This window comes from Nocardioides fonticola (assembly GCF_039536805.1).
GTDB lineage: Bacteria > Actinomycetota > Actinomycetes > Propionibacteriales > Nocardioidaceae > Nocardioides > Nocardioides fonticola.
Window position 1 is genome coordinate 1 of sequence record NZ_BAAAZH010000028.1, and the last position, 18,328, is coordinate 18,328.

The following is an 18,328-nucleotide window of genomic DNA, read 5'->3' on the forward strand; positions in this document are numbered from 1 at the left end:
ACCCTCAGAGGTCATCACCGACCTCCTGTTGCACTGACCGCCCGAAAGCGCCCCGGTCAGCCGGGGAAACTCCTTCTTGGCACGGCAAGCATTGCCTGACAGGTGGGAGTTTCCCCTGACAAGTCGGGGCTGAGGGGGCCGCCGCCCGCGGAACCGGAACACCGCGTGCCGCGTCCGACCCGCGATCGCCACCGACCGCTGGAGGACCCCATGGCACTCGACCGTCCGCTCACCCTCGGCAAGGCCCTGCTCGGCGCCGTCGTCCTGCTCGGCCTCGCGGTCGCCTACCTGCTCGGCTCCGGCACCGGCTCGGACGCCGTCATCGCCCCGGCCACGGCTGCGGCCTCCGCACCCACCGACGGGCTGGCCGCCGACGCCTACACGGTCACGATGACCGGCACCGGCACGGCGACGGTGATCCCCGACGAGGCGGCCTTCACCGTGACCGTCACCCTCGTGCGCACCGACCTCGACGACGCCCTCGCTGCAGCGAACACCGATCTCGAGCGCGTCTACCGCGCGCTGGAGCGCGCGGGCGTCGAACGCAAGGACCTCCAGACGGCCGGCCTGTCGATGCAGCCGGAGTACGACTACCCGAACTCCGGCCCGCCGGTGCTGCGGGGCTACCGGGTGACGCAGCGGGCGAGTGTCGTCGTCCGTGATCTGAAGGACGCCGGGGGAGCGGTGAGCGCCGCGGTGGCGGCCGGCGGGAACGACGTGCGGGTGAGCGGCTTGAAGCTCCAGGTCGGCGATCCCGAGGCAGCGCTGGCGAAGGCACGCGAGGCCGCGATCGAGGAGGCCCGTACCAAGGCCGAGCAGTACGCCGCCGCCACCGGCCGGACCCTCGGCAACGTGCTGACCCTGCGGGAGGTGCGGCGCTCGGCCGTCGTCCCCCAGGCGCTCACCTACGACCGCACGACCGCCGCGCTCGCCGACCTGGGCTCGGTCCCGATCCGTGCCGGGCGCGATGAGAGCACCGTGCGGGTCGAGGTCGTCTGGGAGTTCGGCGGGGACGCCAGCTAGGCTGCGCTGTCGTCCTCGCTCCGACGCGAACCCGCGATGGGACGACGACACCCCTGTCTCTCGACCGCTAGAAGGCTGATCCCGCGCACATGGCTACCACCAACGACCTCAAGAACGGCATGGTCCTCAACATCGACGGCCAGCTCTGGTCCGTCGTCGAGTTCCAGCACGTCAAGCCCGGCAAGGGCCCGGCCTTCGTGCGCACCAAGCTCCGCAACGTCGAGTCGGGCAAGAACGTCGACAAGACCTTCAACGCCGGCACCAAGGTCGAGACCGCCACGGTCGACCGCCGCACCATGCAGTACCTCTACAACGACGGCACGAGCTACGTCTTCATGGACGTCCAGAGCTACGACCAGATCGAGGTCGCGCCCGAGATCGTCGGCGACGCCGCCAACTTCATGCTCGAGAACCAGGAGGCGATCGTCGCCACCAACGAGGGTCGCGTGCTCTTCATCGAGCTTCCCGCCTCCGTCGAGCTCCTCGTCACCTACACCGAGCCCGGCGTCGTCGGCGACTCCGCCACCGGTCGCACCAAGCCCGCCACCCTCGAGACCGGCCACGAGATCCAGGTGCCGCTCTTCGTCAACCAGGGCGAGAAGGTCAAGGTCGACACCCGCGACTCCTCCTACCTGGGCCGCGTCAAGGCCTGATGTCGGCCCGCACGAAGGCGCGCAAGCGCGCCCTCGACGTCCTCTTCGCCTCCGAGCTGCGCCAGGAGTCGGCGGTCGAGGCGCTCGACCGCGCGATCGCCGAGGGTGAGGGCCCGACCAACGCCTACACCGCCGACCTGGTGCGCGGCGTCGTCGCGCACCAGGAGCGCATCGACCAGCTGCTGGCCGACTACGCGCAGGGCTGGACGCTCGGCCGCATGCCGGCCGTCGACCGCAACCTGCTGCGGCTCGGGGTCTTCGAGCTGCTGTGGGCCGAGGATGTCCCGGACGCCGTCGCGGTGGCCGAGGCGACCTCGCTGGCGGCCGACCTGTCGACCGATGAGTCGCCGGCGTTCGTCAACGGCGTCCTCGGCGCGATCCAGCGGGACAAGGCGAGCCTGGTCTGAGGCAGGTGAGCCGGTGGGCGGCGGGGGCCAGTTTCCCCGGCCGGCCGGGGAAACTGCCCATTTCGCGGCCGCATCGGCCCCGCAACGGGCAGTTTCGCCTGTCCCCACCCCTCCTCCGGGCCTCGCCCGATGCGGGCGCACCTGACAGGCTGAGCACATGAGCGATGCCCCCGAGCAGGTCGATCTCGTCGTCGTCGGACTCGGCCCGGGCGGTGAGGCCCTGGCCACCGGAGCGGCGCAGGCCGGGCTGCGCGTCGTCGCGGTCGACAAGCACCTGGTCGGCGGCGAGTGCCCCTACTACGGGTGCATCCCCTCGAAGATGATGGTGCGCGCCGCCGACGCGCTCGCCGAGAGCCACCGCGTCAACGAGCTGGCGGGGGAGGCCACCGTCGTCCGGTCCTGGACGCCGGTCGCCGAGCGCATCGCCCGCGACGCCACCGACCACTGGGACGACGTCGTGGCCGTCCGGCGCCTCGAGGACGCCGGCGCGACCGTGCTGCACGGCACGGGTCGGCTGGCGGGCGAGGGCACCGTGGCCGTCACCGCGCCCGACGGGTCGACCCGCACGTTCGAGGCGGCCCGCGGCGTCGTCCTCAACCCCGGCACCCGCCCGGCGCTGCCGCCGATCCCGGGCCTGGCCGAGACCCCGCACTGGACCAACCGGGACGCCGTCCGGGTCACCGAGCTGCCCGGCAGCCTCGCGGTGATCGGCGGCGGTCCGATCGGCTGCGAGATGGCGCAGGTCTTCGCCCGGTTCGGGGTGCGGGTGACGATCATCGAGGTCGGCCCGCACCTGCTCGGCCCGGTCGAGCCGGAGGCCGGCGAGCTGCTCGGCGAGCTGTTCGCGCAGGAGGGCATCCGGGTGGTCACGGCCGCGCACATCGACCGGATCGAGGCGGGCGCCGACGGCGGCGTCACCGTGCACCTCGCCGACGGCGCGGTGCGGGCCGACAAGCTGCTGGTGGCCGCCGGCCGCACCCCCAATCTCGACGACCTCGGCCTGGAGACCGTCGGGCTCGACCCGAGCGCCCGCACGATCACCGTCGACGAGCGCATGCGCGCCGGCGAGCGGCTCTGGGCCATCGGCGACGTCACCGGCCACGGTGCCTTCACCCACATGTCGATGTACCAGTCGGCCATCGCCCGCCGCGACGTCCTCGGCGAGGACGGCGCCCCGGCGAGCTACCACGCCGTCCCGCACGTCACCTTCACCGATCCCGAGGTCGGCGGCGTCGGCATGACCGAGAAGCAGGCGCGCGATGCGGGCCTGACGGTCCGGGTCGCGACGACGCCGCTGGAGCAGTCCTCGCGAGGGTTCACCCACGGGCCCGGGGCTCGCGGCCTCATCAAGCTCGTCGAGGACGCCGACCGCGGGGTGCTCGTCGGCGCCACCGCGATGGGGCCCGCCGGCGGGGAGATCCTCGGTCTGCTCGCCCTGGCCGTGCACGCGCAGGTGCCGACCGCCACGCTGCGCATGATGATCTTCGCCTACCCGACCTTCCACCGGGCCATCGAGACGGCGCTGGGCGAGCTCGCCGAGTGACGCCCCCGGCCGCCGCGGCGGTAGGGTGAGCGACGTCGTCCTTTAACGAGCCGTCCCGTGAGGCGGAGAAGGAGATCCGGCCCGGTGGTCACCCCACTTCCGCCGGCGGAGGCCGCGAGCCCCGCCGAGCCGCCCGTGCCCCCCGAGGGGCGTGTCGTCCTCGACGCCCGTGACATCGCCCGGGCGCTGACCCGCATCTCGCACGAGATCCTCGAGCGCAACAAGGGCTCCGAGGGTCTGGTGCTGCTCGGCATCCCCACGCGCGGGGTCGGCCTGGCCCGGCGCATCGCGGCGCGCATCGCCGAGACCGAGGGCGCCGACGTGCCGGTCGGATCGCTCGACATCACCCTCTACCGCGACGACCTGCGCAAGCACCCCGCACGCGGTCCGCAGCCCACCGAGCTGCCGCCCGGCGGCATCGACGGGCGCACCGTCGTGCTGGTCGACGACGTCCTCTACTCCGGTCGCACGGTGCGCGCCGCCCTCGACGCGATGGGCGACCTCGGCCGCCCCGACGCCGTCCGGCTGGCGGTGCTGGTCGACCGCGGCCACCGCGAGCTGCCGATCCGCGCCGACCACGTGGGCAAGAACCTGCCGAGCGCGCGCAGCGAGCGCGTGATGGTGCGCCTGGAGGAGACCGACGGCCAGGAAGGCGTGTGGATCAGCTGATGAAGCGGCACCTGCTCTCGATCGACGACCTCGGCGTCGACGACATCACCACCCTGTTCACCACCGCCGCGGAGATGCACGACGTGCAGCACCGCGAGGTGAAGAAGCTCCCCGCGCTGCGCGGCCGCACGGTGATCAACCTCTTCTTCGAGGACTCCACCCGCACCCGCTCGAGCTTCGAGCTCGCCGGCAAGTGGCTCTCGGCCGACACCATCAACATCACCGGCAAGGGCAGCTCGACCTCCAAGGGCGAGAGCCTGCGCGACACCGTGATGACCATCGCCTCGATGGGCGTCGACGCCCTCGTCATGCGGCACAGCGCCAGCGGCGCCGCCCTCCAGGTCTCGCAGTGGGTCGACGCCGCTGTGATCAACGCCGGCGACGGCACCCACGAGCACCCCACGCAGGCGCTGCTCGACGCCTACACCCTCACCCGCCGGCTCGGCACGCTCGAGGACAAGCACGTCGTCATCGCCGGCGACCTCACCCACAGCCGCGTCTTCCGCAGCAACGTGAAGTGCCTGGCCAAGCTGGGTGCCCGGGTCACCGTCGTCGCGCCGCCCACCCTGATGCCGAGCGGGGTCGGCACCTGGTCGGCGTCCCAGGGGTTCGCGACCTCCTACGACCTCGACGAGGTGCTGCCGACCGCGGACGCCGTCATGATGCTGCGCGTCCAGAAGGAGCGGATGAGCGGCGGGTTCTTCCCCAGCCCGCGGGAGTACACCGTCGGCTACGGCTTGACCCGCGACCGGCTGCGGGTGCTCGGCCCCGACGTCCCGATCTGCCACCCCGGCCCGATGAACCGCGGCCTGGAGATCGCCGCGGACGCCGCGGACGCCGCCCAGTCGGCGATCCTCGAGCAGGTGTCCGCCGGCGTCGCGATCCGCATGTCCGTCCTGTACCACCTGCTCGCCGGGGAGGCGTCGTGAAGACCGTCGTCCAGGGTGCCCGCCTCCTGGGGGAGTCGGCCGCCGACCTGCTCATCGTCGACGGCGTCATCGCCGAGATCGGCTCGGTCACGGTGCCGTCGGGGGCCGAGGTGGTCGACGCCGACGGCCTCGTCGCGCTGCCGGGTCTGGTCGACCTGCACACGCACCTGCGCGAGCCGGGCCGTGAGGACGCCGAGACGATCCGCACCGGTTCGCAGGCCGCTGCCGTCGGCGGGTACACCGCCGTGCTGGCGATGGCGAACACGAACCCCGTCACCGACACCGCCGAGGCGGCCGAGCGGGTGCACGACCTCGGTGTCGCGGCCGGCATCGTCGACGTCCAGCCCGTCGGCGCGGTCACGAAGGGCCTGGCCGGCGAGGAGCTCGCCGAGCTCGGGCTCATGCACCGTTCGCGCGCCGGCGTCCGGGTCTTCTCCGACGACGGTCGCTGCGTCGCCGATGCCCGCGTCATGCGGCGGGCGTTGGAGTACGTGAAGGCGTTCGGCGGCGTCGTCAGCCAGCACGCCCAGGAGCCGTCGCTGGCGGGGCCGACCGCCTGCTGCCACGAGGGCGAGCTGTCGGGGCAGCTGGGTCTGCCCGGATGGCCGGGCGTGGCCGAGGAGGTCATCGTCGCCCGCGACGTGATGCTCGCGCGGCACACCGGCTCGCGGGTGCACGTCGCCCACGTCTCGACCGCCGGGTCGGTCGAGGTCGTGCGGTGGGCCAAGAGCCAGGGCATCGCGGTCACCGCGGAGGTCACGCCGCACCACCTCATCCTCACCACCGACCTGCTCGCCGGCTACGACCCGACCTTCAAGGTCAACCCGCCGCTGCGTCCCGACGAGGACGTCGCCGCGCTGCGGGCCGCGCTCGCCGACGGCACGATCGACGCGGTCGCCACCGACCACGCCCCGCACGCGCGTCACGACAAGGAGCACGCCTTCGTCGACGCTGCCTTCGGCATGCTCGGTCTGGAGACCGCGCTGGCCGTGGTCGCCTCGGTGATGGTCGAGCCCGGCCTCATGACGTGGGCCGACCTCGCCCGGGTGATGTCGACCTCGCCGGCCGCGATCGCCGGGTTGTCGGGTCAGGGCCGCGCGCTCGAGGTCGGCGCCCCGGGCAACCTCACGCTCGTCGACCCGGCCGCCTCCATCACCGTCGACCGCGACGCCTCGGTGTCGCTCTCGCGCAACAACCCCTGGCACGGACGCTCCTTCCAGGCCGCCGTCCGGCACACGTTCCTGCGGGGCCGGGCCACGGTGCGCGACGGGGTGCTGGTGGGCTGAGGCGGCGGCCAGTTTCCCCGGCCGGCCGGGGAAACTGGCCGATTCAGGGCCGGAATCGCCCCGAAACGGACAGTTCTGCCTGTCCTGTCCGCCCGGGTGACCCGGGAACACGCCCCGGGCCGGACGACGTTGGCACTCCACATGCGCGCAGTCGTCTACACCGAGACCGGTCCCTCCTCCGTCCTCCAGCTCGTCGAGCGCGAGGTCCCGCAGCCCAGCCCCGGCGAGGTGCTCGTCCGCGTGGTGCGGGCCGGGGTGAACCCGACGGACTGGAAGTTCCGGGCGGGCATGATGTCGGGCCACGACGAGGTGGCCCCGGGCCAGGACGGCGCCGGCGTCGTCGAGGCGCTCGGCGAGGGCGTCACCGGGTTCGAGATCGGCGACCACGTGTGGCTGCTGCTGGCCCAGCACGGCCGCCCGTACGGCACGGCCGTCGAGTACACCGTGCAGCCGACCGCCCGCGTGGCGAAGCTCCCCGCGGGCGCGAGCTTCGACCTCGGGGCGGCCCTCGGCGTCCCGTTCGTCACCGCGCACCGGCTGCTGACCTCCGGCGACGTCGCCCGGCTCGCCCCCGGCGCCCTGGCCGGGCACACCGTGCTCGTCGCCGGGGGAGCGGGCGCGGTCGGCAACGCGGCCATCCAGCTCGCCCGCTGGGCCGGCGCCACCGTCGTCACCACCGTCAGCGGCCCCGAGAAGGCCGCCCTGGCCACCGCGGCCGGCGCCCACCGCGTCGTCACCTACACCGAGGGCGACCCGGCGGAGGCGATCCTCGCGATCGCACCCGACGGGGTCGACCTGGTCGCCGAGGTGGCACCGGCCCAGAACATCGGGCTCGACCTCGCCGTCACCCGCATCGGCGGCACCATCGGCATCTACGCCAACAACGGCGGCGACGAGCTCACGGTGCCGCTGCGCGCGACCTTCAGCCGCAACCTGCGGTTCCAGTTCGTCATCCTCTACACCCTCGACCCGGCGCTGCTGCGGGCGGCGGTCGAGGACATCACCGCCGCCATCGAGGACGGCGCCGTCCGCATCGGCGGGGACGCCGGTCTCCCGCTCCACCGCTTCCCGCTCGAGGAGACGGCCGCCGCCCACGACGCGGTCGAGGGCGGTGCGGTCGGCAAGGTGCTCCTCGACGTCGATCCGACCCTCTGACCCGGTCGAGCGGTGGTCTGCGCCGACCTTCCGCGCGGAACCGGACAGGTCTAGGTTCGGTCCATGCTCTCGGGTGTCTCCGCCGCGCACGTCGCCGCCGAACCGTCGCCGCCGGCGAAGTGCTTCCAGGTGAACGACGACCTCCAGCCGGCGACCTGCACCTACACCGGCGGACGGTGGACTGTCTCCTACGACGATCCGGCCGGTGGCGGTGGTGGCGCCGGGGGCGGGTTCGCCGCCCTGTTCGTGATCGTCCTCCTGGCCGGCATCGCCTTCACGGTCTGGAAGGTCTCCACCGCACGCCGGATGGCCCGCCAGAGCGGCATGAGCGAGGGTGACGCCACCGCCATGACGTTGCTCACCGACGGCGGATTCGAGGCCACCTACCTCGCCTCCAACCTGCGCCCCCAGCCAGCCCCGACGCCTTCCGCGCCGGCCGCGCCTCCCGCGCCTCACGCGCCGTCCGAGCCGCCCGCCGGCCGCGAACGGCCCACTGTCGAGCGGCTCCGCGAGCTCGACGACCTGCTCGCCGCCGGCGCGATCACCGAGACCGAGCACACCGCCGCGCGCGCCCGCATCCTCGGCGATCTGTGACCGCGCGGGCGCCCGCCGTCCCGCCACCCGGAAGGGCGCGGCGCGGGTGCCGGAGGAGCGGTCGGGCGCTGCTAGGCTGACGCCGCTCGACATCCTTTAACGACCCGTCCTGTGAGGCGGAGAAGGAGGTATGGGGTGCCCTCGCATGCCCCCGCGCCGGCGATCCTCGTGCTCGAGGACGGCCGGGTCTTCCGCGGCCGGTCCTACGGAGCCGCAGGGGAGACCTTCGGCGAGGCCGTCTTCAACACCGGCATGACCGGGTACCAGGAGACGCTGACCGATCCGTCCTACCACCGCCAGGTGGTCGTCATGACCGCCCCGCACATCGGCAACACCGGCGTGAACGGCGAGGACGACGAGTCCCGCCGCATCTGGGTGGCCGGGTACGTCGTCCGCGATCCCGCGCGGCGCACCTCGAACTGGCGCGCCACCCGCGATCTCGCCGACGAGCTCGCCGACCAGGGGGTCGTGGGCATCAGCGATATCGACACCCGCGCGCTGACCCGCCACCTGCGCGAGCGCGGCTCGATGCGCTGCGGCATCTCCAGCACCGAGTCCGACCCGCAGGCGCTGCTCGCCCGCGTGCTCGAGCAGCCGGCCATGAAGGGCGCCGACCTCGCCGGCGAGGTGAGCGTGGACGCCGCCTACGTCGTCCCGGCGCAAGGGGACAAGCGGTTCACCGTGGCCGCCCTCGACCTCGGCATCAAGGGCATGACGCCCGAGCTGATGGCACAGCGCGGCATCGAGGTGCACGTGCTGCCCGCCACCGCGACCCTGGACGACATCCGCGCCACCGGCGCCGACGGCGTCTTCTTCTCCAACGGTCCCGGTGACCCGGCCACCGCCGACGTCAGCACCCTCCAGGCAGTGCTGGCCGCCGACCTGCCCTACTTCGGCATCTGCTTCGGCAACCAGCTCTTCGGCCGCGCGCTCGGCTTCGGCACCTACAAGCTGAAGTACGGCCACCGCGGCATCAACCAGCCGGTCATGGACCGCACCACCGGCAAGGTCGAGGTCACCGCGCACAACCACGGCTTCGCCGTCGACGCGCCTCTCGACCGGCCCACCACCACCCCCTACGGCGAGGCGACGGTCAGCCACGTGTGCCTCAACGACGACGTCGTCGAGGGGCTCGAGCTGCGTGCCGCCGACGGGCGGCTGCGGGCCTTCTCCGTGCAGTACCACCCCGAGGCCGCGGCCGGGCCGCACGACGCCGCCTACCTGTTCGACCGGTTCACGAGCCTGATGGCGGGAGACCTCTGATGCCGAAGCGTGAAGACATCAAGTCGGTGCTCGTCATCGGCTCCGGGCCGATCATCATCGGCCAGGCCTGCGAGTTCGACTACTCCGGCACCCAGGCGTGCCGGGTGCTGAAGTCCGAGGGCCTGCGGGTGGTGCTCGTGAACTCCAACCCGGCCACGATCATGACCGACCCCGAGTTCGCCGACGCCACCTACGTCGAGCCGATCACCCCGGAGTTCGTCGAGAAGGTCATCGCCAAGGAGCGCCCCGACGCGCTGCTGCCCACCCTGGGCGGCCAGACCGCGCTCAACGCGGCCATCGCGCTGCACGAGCGCGGCATCCTGGAGAAGTACGGCGTGGAGATGATCGGCGCCAACTTCGAGGCCATCCACCGCGGCGAGAACCGCGAGCTTTTCAACGCCATCGTCGCCAAGGTCGGCGGCGAGGTGGCCCGCAGCTTCGTGTGCCACACGATCGCCGACTGCGAGAAGGCGGTCGAGGAGCTCGGGTTCCCGGTCGTCGTCCGCCCCTCCTTCACCATGGGCGGCACCGGCTCGGGCATCGCCTACGACGCCGACGACCTCCAGCGCATCGCCGGCGCCGGCCTCGCGGCCAGCCCCACCACCGAGGTGCTGATCGAGGAGTCGATCATCGGGTGGAAGGAGTACGAGCTGGAGGTGATGCGCGACCGCAAGGACAACGTCGTCATCGTCTGCTCGATCGAGAACCTCGACCCGATGGGCGTGCACACCGGCGACTCCATCACCGTCGCGCCCGCGATGACGCTGACCGACCGTGAGTACCAGCACCTGCGCGACCTCGCCATCGGCATCATCCGCGAGGTCGGCGTCGACACCGGCGGCTGCAACATCCAGTACGCCGTCAACCCGGTCGACGGCCGCGTGATCGTCATCGAGATGAACCCGCGCGTCTCCCGCTCCTCGGCGCTGGCCTCGAAGGCCACCGGGTTCCCGATCGCCAAGATCGCGGCGAAGGTGGCCATCGGCTACACCCTCGACGAGATCCCCAACGACATCACCGCCGGCCCGCACGGCTCCACGCCGGCCGCCTTCGAGCCGACGCTCGACTACGTCGTGGTGAAGGTGCCGCGCTTCGCGTTCGAGAAGTTCCCGGGCGCCGACCCGGTGCTCACCACGCACATGAAGTCCGTCGGCGAGGCGATGGCGATCGGTCGCAACTTCACCGAGGCGCTGCAGAAGGCGCTGCGCTCGCTGGAGAGCAAGGATGCCGCCTTCGACTGGTCGCACGAGGTCGTCGAGCTCGACAAGCAGGCGCTGCTCACCGAGATCGCCAAGCCGCACGACGGGCGTCTGAAGAAGGTCATGGACGCGCTGCGTGCCGGCGCCACGGCCGACGAGGTCTTCGAGGCCACCCGCATCGACCCCTGGTACGTCGACCAGCTCAGCCTCATCAACGAGGTCGCCCAGGAGCTGATCGCTGCTCCCGAGCTGACCCCCGAGCTGCTGCGGCTGGCCAAGCGGCACGGCTTCTCCGACGTGCAGCTGGGCCGCATCCGCGGCACCTCGCCCGACGTCATCCGCGGGGTGCGCCACGCCCTCGGCGTCCGGCCGGTCTACAAGACCGTCGACACCTGCGCGGCGGAGTTCGCGGCGGCGACGCCCTACCACTACTCCTCCTACGACGAGGAGACCGAGGTCGCCCCGCGCGAGCGCGAGGCCGTCATCATCCTCGGCAGCGGCCCGAACCGCATCGGCCAGGGCATCGAGTTCGACTACTCCTGCGTGCACGCCTCCCTCGCGCTGAGCGAGGCCGGCTACGAGACCGTCATGGTCAACTGCAACCCCGAGACCGTCTCCACCGACTACGACACCTCCGACCGGCTCTACTTCGAGCCGCTCACGCTCGAGGACGTCCTGGAGATCGTGCACGCCGAGGAGCAGGCCGGCCCCGTCGCCGGCGTCATCTGCCAGCTCGGCGGCCAGACGCCGCTCGGCCTGGCCCAGGGCCTCGCCGCCAACGGCGTGCGCATCGTGGGCACCTCGCCCGACGCCATCGACCTCGCCGAGGAGCGCGGTGCGTTCGGCCGGGTGCTCGCCCGTGCCGGGCTCACCGCCCCCAAGCACGGCACCGCGACGTCGTTCGTGGAGGCGCGCGAGATCGCCGCCGAGATCGGCTACCCCGTGCTCGTGCGCCCCTCGTACGTGCTCGGCGGCCGCGGCATGGAGATCGTCTACGGCGAGGAGGCCCTGCGCAGCTATCTGGAGAAGTACGTCGCCGCCGGCCTCATCAGCCCGGCTGCGCCGGTGCTGGTCGACCGCTTCCTCGACGACGCCGTCGAGATCGACGTCGACGCCCTCTTCGACGGCGAGGAGCTGTTCCTCGGCGGCGTCATGGAGCACATCGAGGAGGCCGGCATCCACTCCGGCGACTCCTCGTGCGCGCTGCCGCCGATCACGCTCGGCGACCGCGAGATCGACCGCATCCGCGAGGCCACCGAGGCCATCGCCCGCGGCGTCGGGGTGCGGGGTCTGCTCAACATCCAGTTCGCGCTGAGCGCCGACATCCTCTACGTCCTCGAGGCCAACCCGCGCGCCAGCCGCACGGTGCCGTTCGTCTCCAAGGCCACCGCCACCCCGCTGGCGAAGGCCGCGGCCCGGGTGATGCTGGGGGAGTCGATCGCCGAGCTGCGCGCGGCCGGCGTCCTGCCCGCCGAGGGCGACGGCGGCCGGCTGCCGGCCGACCAGCCGATCGCGGTCAAGGAGGCCGTGATGCCCTTCAACCGGTTCCGCACCCCCGACGGCCTCCAGGTCGACACCGTGCTGGGCCCGGAGATGAAGTCGACCGGCGAGGTCATGGGCTTCGACCGCGACTTCGGCACCGCGTTCGCGAAGTCGCAGGCGGCCGCCTTCGGGCACCTGCCCACCAGCGGCAAGGTCTTCGTCTCGATGGCCAACCGCGACAAGCGCTCGATGATCTTCCCGGTCAAGGCGCTGGCCGACATGGGCTTCGAGATCCTCGCGACCCAGGGCACCGCCGAGGTGCTGCGCCGCAACGGCGTCGCGGCCACCGTCGTCCGCAAGCACTTCGAGGGCCCCGGCCCGCAGGGCGAGAAGACCACGGTGCAGCTCATCCTCGACGGCGAGATCCAGCTGATCGTCAACACCCCGTACGGCGCCGCCGGCGGCGGTCAGGTCGGTCAGGCCCGGCTCGACGGCTACGAGATCCGGACGGCGGCCGTGCGCGCCAACGTCCCCTGCATCACCACCGTGCCGGGCTTCGGCGCGGCGGTGCAGGGCATCGAGGCGATGCTGCGCGGCGACGTCGGGGTCCGCTCGCTGCAGGAGTGGGCCGAGGTCGTCCGGGCGGGCCGGTGATCTACCAGCAGTTCTTCGACCGGGTGCTCACCCGCACCGATCCGGAGTGGGTGCACCACCGGGCGTTCGGGGCGATCCGGGCGGCCGAGCCGGTGTTGCGTGCGGCACCGGTGCCGGGTCGCCCGGTGCGGGCGCTCGGGCTGACCTTCCCGAACGTCATCGGGCTGGCGGCCGGCTTCGACAAGAACGCGGTCGGCATCGACGCGCTCGGCGGGCTCGGCTTCGGGCACGTCGAGATCGGCACGGTCACCGGGTTGCCGCAGCCGGGCAACCCGCAGCCGCGGTTGTTCCGGCTGCCGGCCGACCGGGCGATCCTCAACCGGATGGGCTTCAACAACGACGGCGCCGAGGTCGTGGCCCGTCGCCTGGCGACCCGGGCCGAGCGGGTGGCCCGCAGCGCCCGGCGCGGCCCGGTGCTGGGGGTCAACATCGGCAAGTCCAAGGTCGTGCCCGACGACGACCAGGCCGCCGTCGAGGCCGACTACGAGCTGAGCGCCCGCCTGCTCGCGCCGCTGGCCGACTACCTGGTGGTCAACGTCTCCTCGCCCAACACCCCGGGGCTGCGCAACCTCCAGGCGGTCGAGCGCCTCGAGCCGCTGCTGCGCCACGTGCGACGCACCGCCGACGACGCCACTGAGGCGTCCGGACGCCGCGTGCCGCTGCTGGTGAAGATCGCCCCCGATCTCGCCGACGAGGACGTCGACGGCGTCGCCGACCTCGCCGGTGCGATCGGTCTCGACGGCATCATCGCCACCAACACCACGATCTCCCGTGCCGGCCTGCGCACCGACGCCGGCGTGGTGGAGGCCTACGGCGCCGGCGGTGTGTCGGGGCGCCCGCTGACCGCCCGCTCCTGCGAGGTGCTGCGCCGGCTGCGCGCGCGGGTCGCGCCCGACCTGACCCTCATCGGCGTCGGCGGCATCACGACCGTCGAGGACGCCCGGGAGCGTCTCGACGCCGGGGCCGACCTGCTCCAGGGCTACACGGCCTTCATCTACGAGGGCCCCCTGTGGGCCCGCCGCATCGCCGCCGGGGTGGCCGCCGTCCCCGGCCGGGGGTGAGGTCGCCGGGATGAGCCTGCACGTCACCGCCGAGGTGCTGATGACCAAGCGGATCGGTGCCTACCAGCACCTGACCCTGGTCGCTCCCGGCGTCGGCGAGCTCTTCCGGCCCGGCACGTTCCTCGCCTGCAGCACCGACGGCTCGCACCTGGCCCGGCGGGCGTTGTGGATCCACAAGGTGCAGCCGATCGGCGGGTACGGCACGGGAGTCCAGGTCGTCGTCGAGCCGCGCGGTGCGGGCACGCGGTGGTTGGCGGCCCGGGCCAAGGGCGACCGGTTCGAGGTCACCGGACCCCTCGGACGCCCCTTCGCGCTGCCCAAGGAGCCGGTACCGACCCTGCTGGTCGGTGAGGGCTACGCGTCGGCGGCGCTGCTGCCGTTGGTCGAGCGGCTGCGCGATCGCGGGTGCTCGGTCTCGCTGCTGCTCGGTGCCCGCGACGAGCAGCACCTGCTTGCCGCCCTCGAGGCGCGCCGCACCGCCCAGGCCATCACCGTGCTCACCGAGGACGGCTCGGTGGGGCAGCGCGGTCGTCCCGCCGATCAGGTGGCCGAGGTCGTGCGCCGCACCGAGGCCGCCGTCGTCTACGCCGCCGGCCCCACCGACCTGCTGCACGCCGCCGCGCTGGCCGCGGAGGAGCACGGCGCTTGGAGCCAGACGGCCGTCGAGACCCCCGACCTCCCGTGCGGCACCGGCCTGTGCCACGGCTGCCCGGTGCCGGTCGTCGGCGAGGACGGCGCGCCGCGCACCGTGCGCGCCTGCACCGACGGCCCCGTCATCCGTGGCGACCGCGTGCGCTGGGACGACCTGCGGGAGGGCCGGCCATGACCGACGCCGAACCCGTGCACGTCGCCGGCCTCACGCTGCGGGCGCCGCTGATCCTCGCCTCCGGATGCGCGGGCCGCGAGCTCGCGGCCTACACCGCGCTGGACGCCGTCGGCGCCGTCGTCACCCGCTCGATCACCCTCGACCCGCGACCGGGCGGCCCGACACCCCGGGTCGTCGAGTCGCCGTCCGGGCTGCTGCACAGCACGGGCTGGCCCAACCCCGGTCTCGAGGTCTTCTGCGCCACCGAGCTGCCCGAGCTGGTGCGGCTCGGCGCACGTGTGTTCGTCTCGATCGTCGCCGCGAGCCTGGGGGAGTACGCCGAACTGGCTCGCCGTATCGGGCGCACCCCGGGCGTGAGCGCCGTGGAGGTCAACCTGGCCGCGCCGGATGCCGCCGCCCACGGCCTGCACGACGCGCGCGAACCCTTCCACGTCGCCCGCGTGGTGGGCGCGGTCGCGAGCGAACTGCCACCCGGAGTGCCGGCGATCGCCAAGCTGCGCCACGACCCGCTGCACGCGGTCGAGGCCGCCCGCAGCGCTGCGGACGCCGGTGCCGCCGCCGTCGTCGTCGGCAACGCCGCCTCCGGCGTCCTGCCCGACGGTCGTCCGGCCGGGCTCGGCGGCCCGGCCATCGCGCCGCTTGCCCTCCAGCAGGTGCGCGAGGTCGCCGGTGCCCTGCCGCAACTCGACGTCGTCGGCGGTGGCGGGATCCGATCGGCCGACGACGTGCGACGCCACCTCGCCGCCGGCGCCCGCGCCGTCCAGATCGGCACCGCCCTGCTGCACGATCCCCGCACGCCGTCCCGCATCCTGGAGGCGCTCGCCCCGGCGCCGTCCGCCACGGAAGGACCCTGACATGACCGCACCCACGCCCTTCGGCACCCGGCTGGCCGCCGCCGTCGCCGACCGCGGCCCGCTCTGCGCCGGCATCGATCCGCATGCGGGGCTGTTGACCGCGTGGGGGCTCGGCGACGACCTGGCCGGCCTCGAGCGGTTCGCGCTCACGGCCACCGAGGCCCTGGCGCCGGTGTGCTCGGTGCTCAAGCCGCAGTCGGCGTTCTTCGAACGCTTCGGCTCGGCCGGGGTGGCGGTGCTCGAGCGGGTGATCGCGACCGCCCGCGAGGGTGGCGCGCTGGTGCTGCTCGACGTCAAGCGCGGCGACATCGGATCGACCTCCCAGGCCTACGCCGACGCCTACCTCGACCCGGCCTCGCCGCTGGCCGCCGACGCCGCGACCGTCAGCCCCTACCTGGGCTTCGGTTCGCTGAGCCCGTTCGTCGAGACCGCCCAGCGACACGGGGCCGGCCTGTTCGTGCTGGCCCTGACCTCCAACCCCGAGGGCCCCGAGGTGCAGCACGCGCGCATCGCCGGCGCCGCCAGCGTGGCCGGACGCATGCTCGACCACCTGCGCGCACTCAACGCCGACGCCGCCCCGCACGGCTCCTTCGGCGCGGTCGTCGGCGCCACCATCGCCGAACCGGCGGCCGAGGACGGCGTCGACCTCGATTTCGGCGGCCCCATCCTCGCGCCCGGTTTCGGTGCGCAGGGCGGCACGGTCGACGACCTGCGCCGCATCTTCGGCGCGGCAGCGGCCCGGGTGCTGCCGAGCTCCTCCCGCGAGATCCTGGCCGCCGGCCCCGACCCGGTCGCGCTGCGCGACGCCGCTGTCCGCACCACCGACGCGCTCGCGGGCCTGGCGTGACCACCCGATCACGCCGGGTCGGACGTCGGGCCGGACGCCGGGTCGGACGTCGGGCTGGGCTCGCCCGGTGCCTGGTCGGCGTCCTGGCCCTCGCCTCGACGCTCGCCGCCGCCGGCTGCGGGGGAGAGGACTACTGCGGGGCCGTGACCAGCCACCAGCGCGAGCTCTCCGACCTCGTCGCCCAGAACTCCCCGACCGCGCTCCTCCAGGGCCTGCCGGCGCTGGAGGACCTGCGGGCGAAGGCGCCCGACGACATCGCCGACGACTGGCAGCAGGTCGTCTCCCGGCTGCGGGCGCTGCGCGACGCGCTGCAGGACGCCGGGGTGGATCCCGCCGACTACGACCCGGCCAAGCCGCCCGCCGGACTGACCAGCGAGCAGCGCACCGCGATCGCCGCCGCGGCCACCGAGGTGGGCAGCGCCACCACCCAGCAGGCCTTCGACGCCGTCCAGCAGCAGGTGCTCGACGTCTGCCACACCCCGCTGACCCGCTGAGCGCACCACCCCGGCAGCCCAGGACGTCCGCCGGACGGGGTCGATTGATCCTGTCGGCGGGTTCTGACTAGATTGACGTCCGTCCGCCGCCGGACCAGCCCACCAGACCCCGAAGGACCTCACACTCGTGGCACTTCCGCCCCTCACGCCCGAACAACGCCAGGCCGCCCTCGAGAAGGCCGCGGCCAGCCGGCGGGAGCGGGCGGAGGTCAAGAACCGCCTGAAGAACTCGGGCGTCTCGGTGCTCGAGGTGCTCGCCGAGGGCCAGGAGAACGAGGTCATCGGCAAGATGCGCGTCGTCGACCTGCTCCAGGCCATGCCCGGTCTGGGCAAGGTCCGTGCGCGTCAGGTCATGGAGCGGCTCGGGATCGCCGAGAGCCGCCGGGTGCGGGGTCTGGGCGCCAAGCAGATCGCCGCGCTCGAGAAGGAGTTCGGCGACCGAGACGCCCGGTGAGCACCGCTCCCGGCCCCAGCCGCCTCGTCGTCCTCGCCGGCCCGACCGCGGTCGGCAAGGGCACCGTCGCCGCTGCGGTGCGCGAGGCGCACCCCGACGTGTGGATCTCGGTCTCGGCCACCACGCGGGCGCCCCGCCCCGGTGAGATCGACGGCGTCCACTACCACTTCGTCGACGACGCCGAGTTCGACCGGCTCGTCGCCGACGACGAGATGCTCGAGTGGGCCGTCGTCCACAAGGCCGCCCGCTACGGCACCCCGCGGCGTCCCGTCGAGGAGGCGCTGGCGGCCGGACGCCCCGCGATGCTCGAGATCGACCTCCAAGGCGCACGCCAGGTGCGGGCCACGATGCCCGAGGCGCTGTTCGTCTTCCTCGCCCCGCCGTCGTGGGACGAACTCGTGCGCCGGCTCGTCGGCCGCGGCACCGAGACGCCGGAGGAGCGCGAGCGCCGCCTGGAGACCGCGCGCACCGAACTGGCGGCCGAGTCGGAGTTCGACGTCACGATCGTCAACCACGAAGTTCGTGAAGCCGCCGACGAGTTGGTAGCCTTGATGCTTGCGCCCGGGACCGTCGGGCGTCCGTGACCGACCAGATGTGAGGCTCACCAGCGTGTCTTCGCCCCTTATCGCGGCCGAGGGTGTCACCAACCCCCCGATCGACGACCTGCTCACCAAGACCGACAGCAAGTACAAGCTGGTCCTCTACGCGGCCAAGCGCGCCCGTCAGATCAACGCCTACTACTCCCAGCTCGGCGAGGGCCTGCTGGAGTACGTCGGCCCGCTGGTCGACACCCAGGTCCAGGAGAAGCCGCTCTCGATCGCCCTGCGCGAGATCAGCGACGACCTGCTCACCTGCGAGGACATCGACCCGGCCGAGCTGGCTGCGGAGGCTGCCGCCGCCGACGCCGCTGCGGCCGACTTCCTCAGCGAGTGATC

19 protein-coding genes are annotated in these 18,328 nt (G+C 73.2%); all 19 read left to right on the top strand.

Annotated features, from left to right (window positions below):
* Nucleotides 1-210 precede the first annotated feature (210 nt).
* The 19 genes from ABD671_RS17175 (at nt 211) to rpoZ (ending at nt 18,326) form a co-directional block, all read left to right on the top strand.
* Nucleotides 211-1,023 (top strand): SIMPL domain-containing protein, encoded by an 813-nt coding sequence (locus tag ABD671_RS17175; RefSeq protein ID WP_344734662.1) that lies wholly within the window; start codon nt 211-213, stop codon nt 1,021-1,023.
* A gap of 89 nt (nt 1,024-1,112) precedes the next feature.
* On the top strand, nt 1,113-1,676 hold the full coding sequence (gene efp, locus ABD671_RS17180) for an elongation factor P (RefSeq protein WP_344734663.1): 564 nt from the start codon (nt 1,113-1,115) through the stop codon (nt 1,674-1,676).
* Entirely contained in the window at nt 1,676-2,083 is a 408-nt protein-coding gene (gene nusB, locus ABD671_RS17185; RefSeq protein WP_344734664.1) for a transcription antitermination factor NusB, read from the top strand. Before efp ends, nusB begins: the two co-directional genes overlap by 1 nt.
* Nucleotides 2,084-2,240: 157 nt before the next feature.
* Nucleotides 2,241-3,626: a dihydrolipoyl dehydrogenase family protein gene (locus ABD671_RS17190; RefSeq protein WP_344734665.1), complete on the top strand. Its 1,386-nt coding sequence runs from the start codon at nt 2,241-2,243 to the stop codon at nt 3,624-3,626.
* A 135-nt stretch (nt 3,627-3,761) separates the two neighbouring features.
* Entirely contained in the window at nt 3,762-4,295 is a 534-nt protein-coding gene (gene pyrR, locus ABD671_RS17195) for a bifunctional pyr operon transcriptional regulator/uracil phosphoribosyltransferase PyrR (RefSeq protein WP_344734666.1), read from the top strand.
* On the top strand, nt 4,295-5,224 hold the full coding sequence (locus ABD671_RS17200; RefSeq protein WP_344734667.1) for an aspartate carbamoyltransferase catalytic subunit: 930 nt from the start codon (nt 4,295-4,297) through the stop codon (nt 5,222-5,224). The genes pyrR and ABD671_RS17200 overlap by 1 nt, the downstream gene beginning before the upstream one ends.
* A complete protein-coding gene (locus ABD671_RS17205) occupies nt 5,221-6,510 on the top strand; it encodes a dihydroorotase (protein WP_344734668.1) in 1,290 nt (429 codons plus the stop codon). The genes ABD671_RS17200 and ABD671_RS17205 overlap by 4 nt, the downstream gene beginning before the upstream one ends.
* Before the next feature lie 141 nt (nt 6,511-6,651).
* Nucleotides 6,652-7,665, top strand: coding sequence for an NADPH:quinone reductase (locus tag ABD671_RS17210; RefSeq protein ID WP_344734669.1), 1,014 nt, complete (start codon nt 6,652-6,654; stop codon nt 7,663-7,665).
* Nucleotides 7,666-7,728: 63 nt separating this feature from the next.
* A complete protein-coding gene (locus ABD671_RS17215) occupies nt 7,729-8,259 on the top strand; it encodes an SHOCT domain-containing protein (RefSeq protein ID WP_344734670.1) in 531 nt (176 codons plus the stop codon).
* A gap of 135 nt (nt 8,260-8,394) precedes the next feature.
* Nucleotides 8,395-9,522: a glutamine-hydrolyzing carbamoyl-phosphate synthase small subunit gene (gene carA / locus ABD671_RS17220; protein ID WP_344734671.1), complete on the top strand. Its 1,128-nt coding sequence runs from the start codon at nt 8,395-8,397 to the stop codon at nt 9,520-9,522.
* On the top strand, nt 9,522-12,857 hold the full coding sequence (gene carB, locus ABD671_RS17225) for a carbamoyl-phosphate synthase large subunit (RefSeq protein WP_344734672.1): 3,336 nt from the start codon (nt 9,522-9,524) through the stop codon (nt 12,855-12,857). The genes carA and carB overlap by 1 nt, the downstream gene beginning before the upstream one ends.
* The gene (locus tag ABD671_RS17230; protein WP_344734673.1) at nt 12,854-13,918 is read left to right on the top strand and encodes a quinone-dependent dihydroorotate dehydrogenase; all 1,065 of its coding nucleotides are present in this window, start codon (nt 12,854-12,856) and stop codon (nt 13,916-13,918) included. The genes carB and ABD671_RS17230 overlap by 4 nt, the downstream gene beginning before the upstream one ends.
* A gap of 10 nt (nt 13,919-13,928) precedes the next feature.
* A complete protein-coding gene (locus tag ABD671_RS17235; protein WP_344734674.1) occupies nt 13,929-14,744 on the top strand; it encodes an iron-sulfur cluster-binding protein in 816 nt (271 codons plus the stop codon).
* Entirely contained in the window at nt 14,741-15,598 is an 858-nt protein-coding gene (locus ABD671_RS17240; protein ID WP_344734675.1) for a HisA/HisF-related TIM barrel protein, read from the top strand. The genes ABD671_RS17235 and ABD671_RS17240 overlap by 4 nt, the downstream gene beginning before the upstream one ends.
* A gap of 1 nt (nt 15,599) precedes the next feature.
* On the top strand, nt 15,600-16,445 hold the full coding sequence (gene pyrF, locus ABD671_RS17245; RefSeq protein WP_344734676.1) for an orotidine-5'-phosphate decarboxylase: 846 nt from the start codon (nt 15,600-15,602) through the stop codon (nt 16,443-16,445).
* On the top strand, nt 16,442-16,939 hold the full coding sequence (locus tag ABD671_RS17250; protein ID WP_344734677.1) for a hypothetical protein: 498 nt from the start codon (nt 16,442-16,444) through the stop codon (nt 16,937-16,939). Before pyrF ends, ABD671_RS17250 begins: the two co-directional genes overlap by 4 nt.
* A gap of 127 nt (nt 16,940-17,066) precedes the next feature.
* Nucleotides 17,067-17,393, top strand: coding sequence for an integration host factor, actinobacterial type (gene mihF, locus ABD671_RS17255; protein WP_344734678.1), 327 nt, complete (start codon nt 17,067-17,069; stop codon nt 17,391-17,393).
* Complete coding sequence (gmk, locus tag ABD671_RS17260) at nt 17,390-17,977, top strand: guanylate kinase (protein WP_344734679.1); 588 nt, start codon at nt 17,390-17,392, stop codon at nt 17,975-17,977. The genes mihF and gmk overlap by 4 nt, the downstream gene beginning before the upstream one ends.
* A gap of 25 nt (nt 17,978-18,002) precedes the next feature.
* Nucleotides 18,003-18,326, top strand: coding sequence for a DNA-directed RNA polymerase subunit omega (gene rpoZ / locus ABD671_RS17265; RefSeq protein WP_344734680.1), 324 nt, complete (start codon nt 18,003-18,005; stop codon nt 18,324-18,326).
* Nucleotides 18,327-18,328 lie beyond the last annotated feature (2 nt).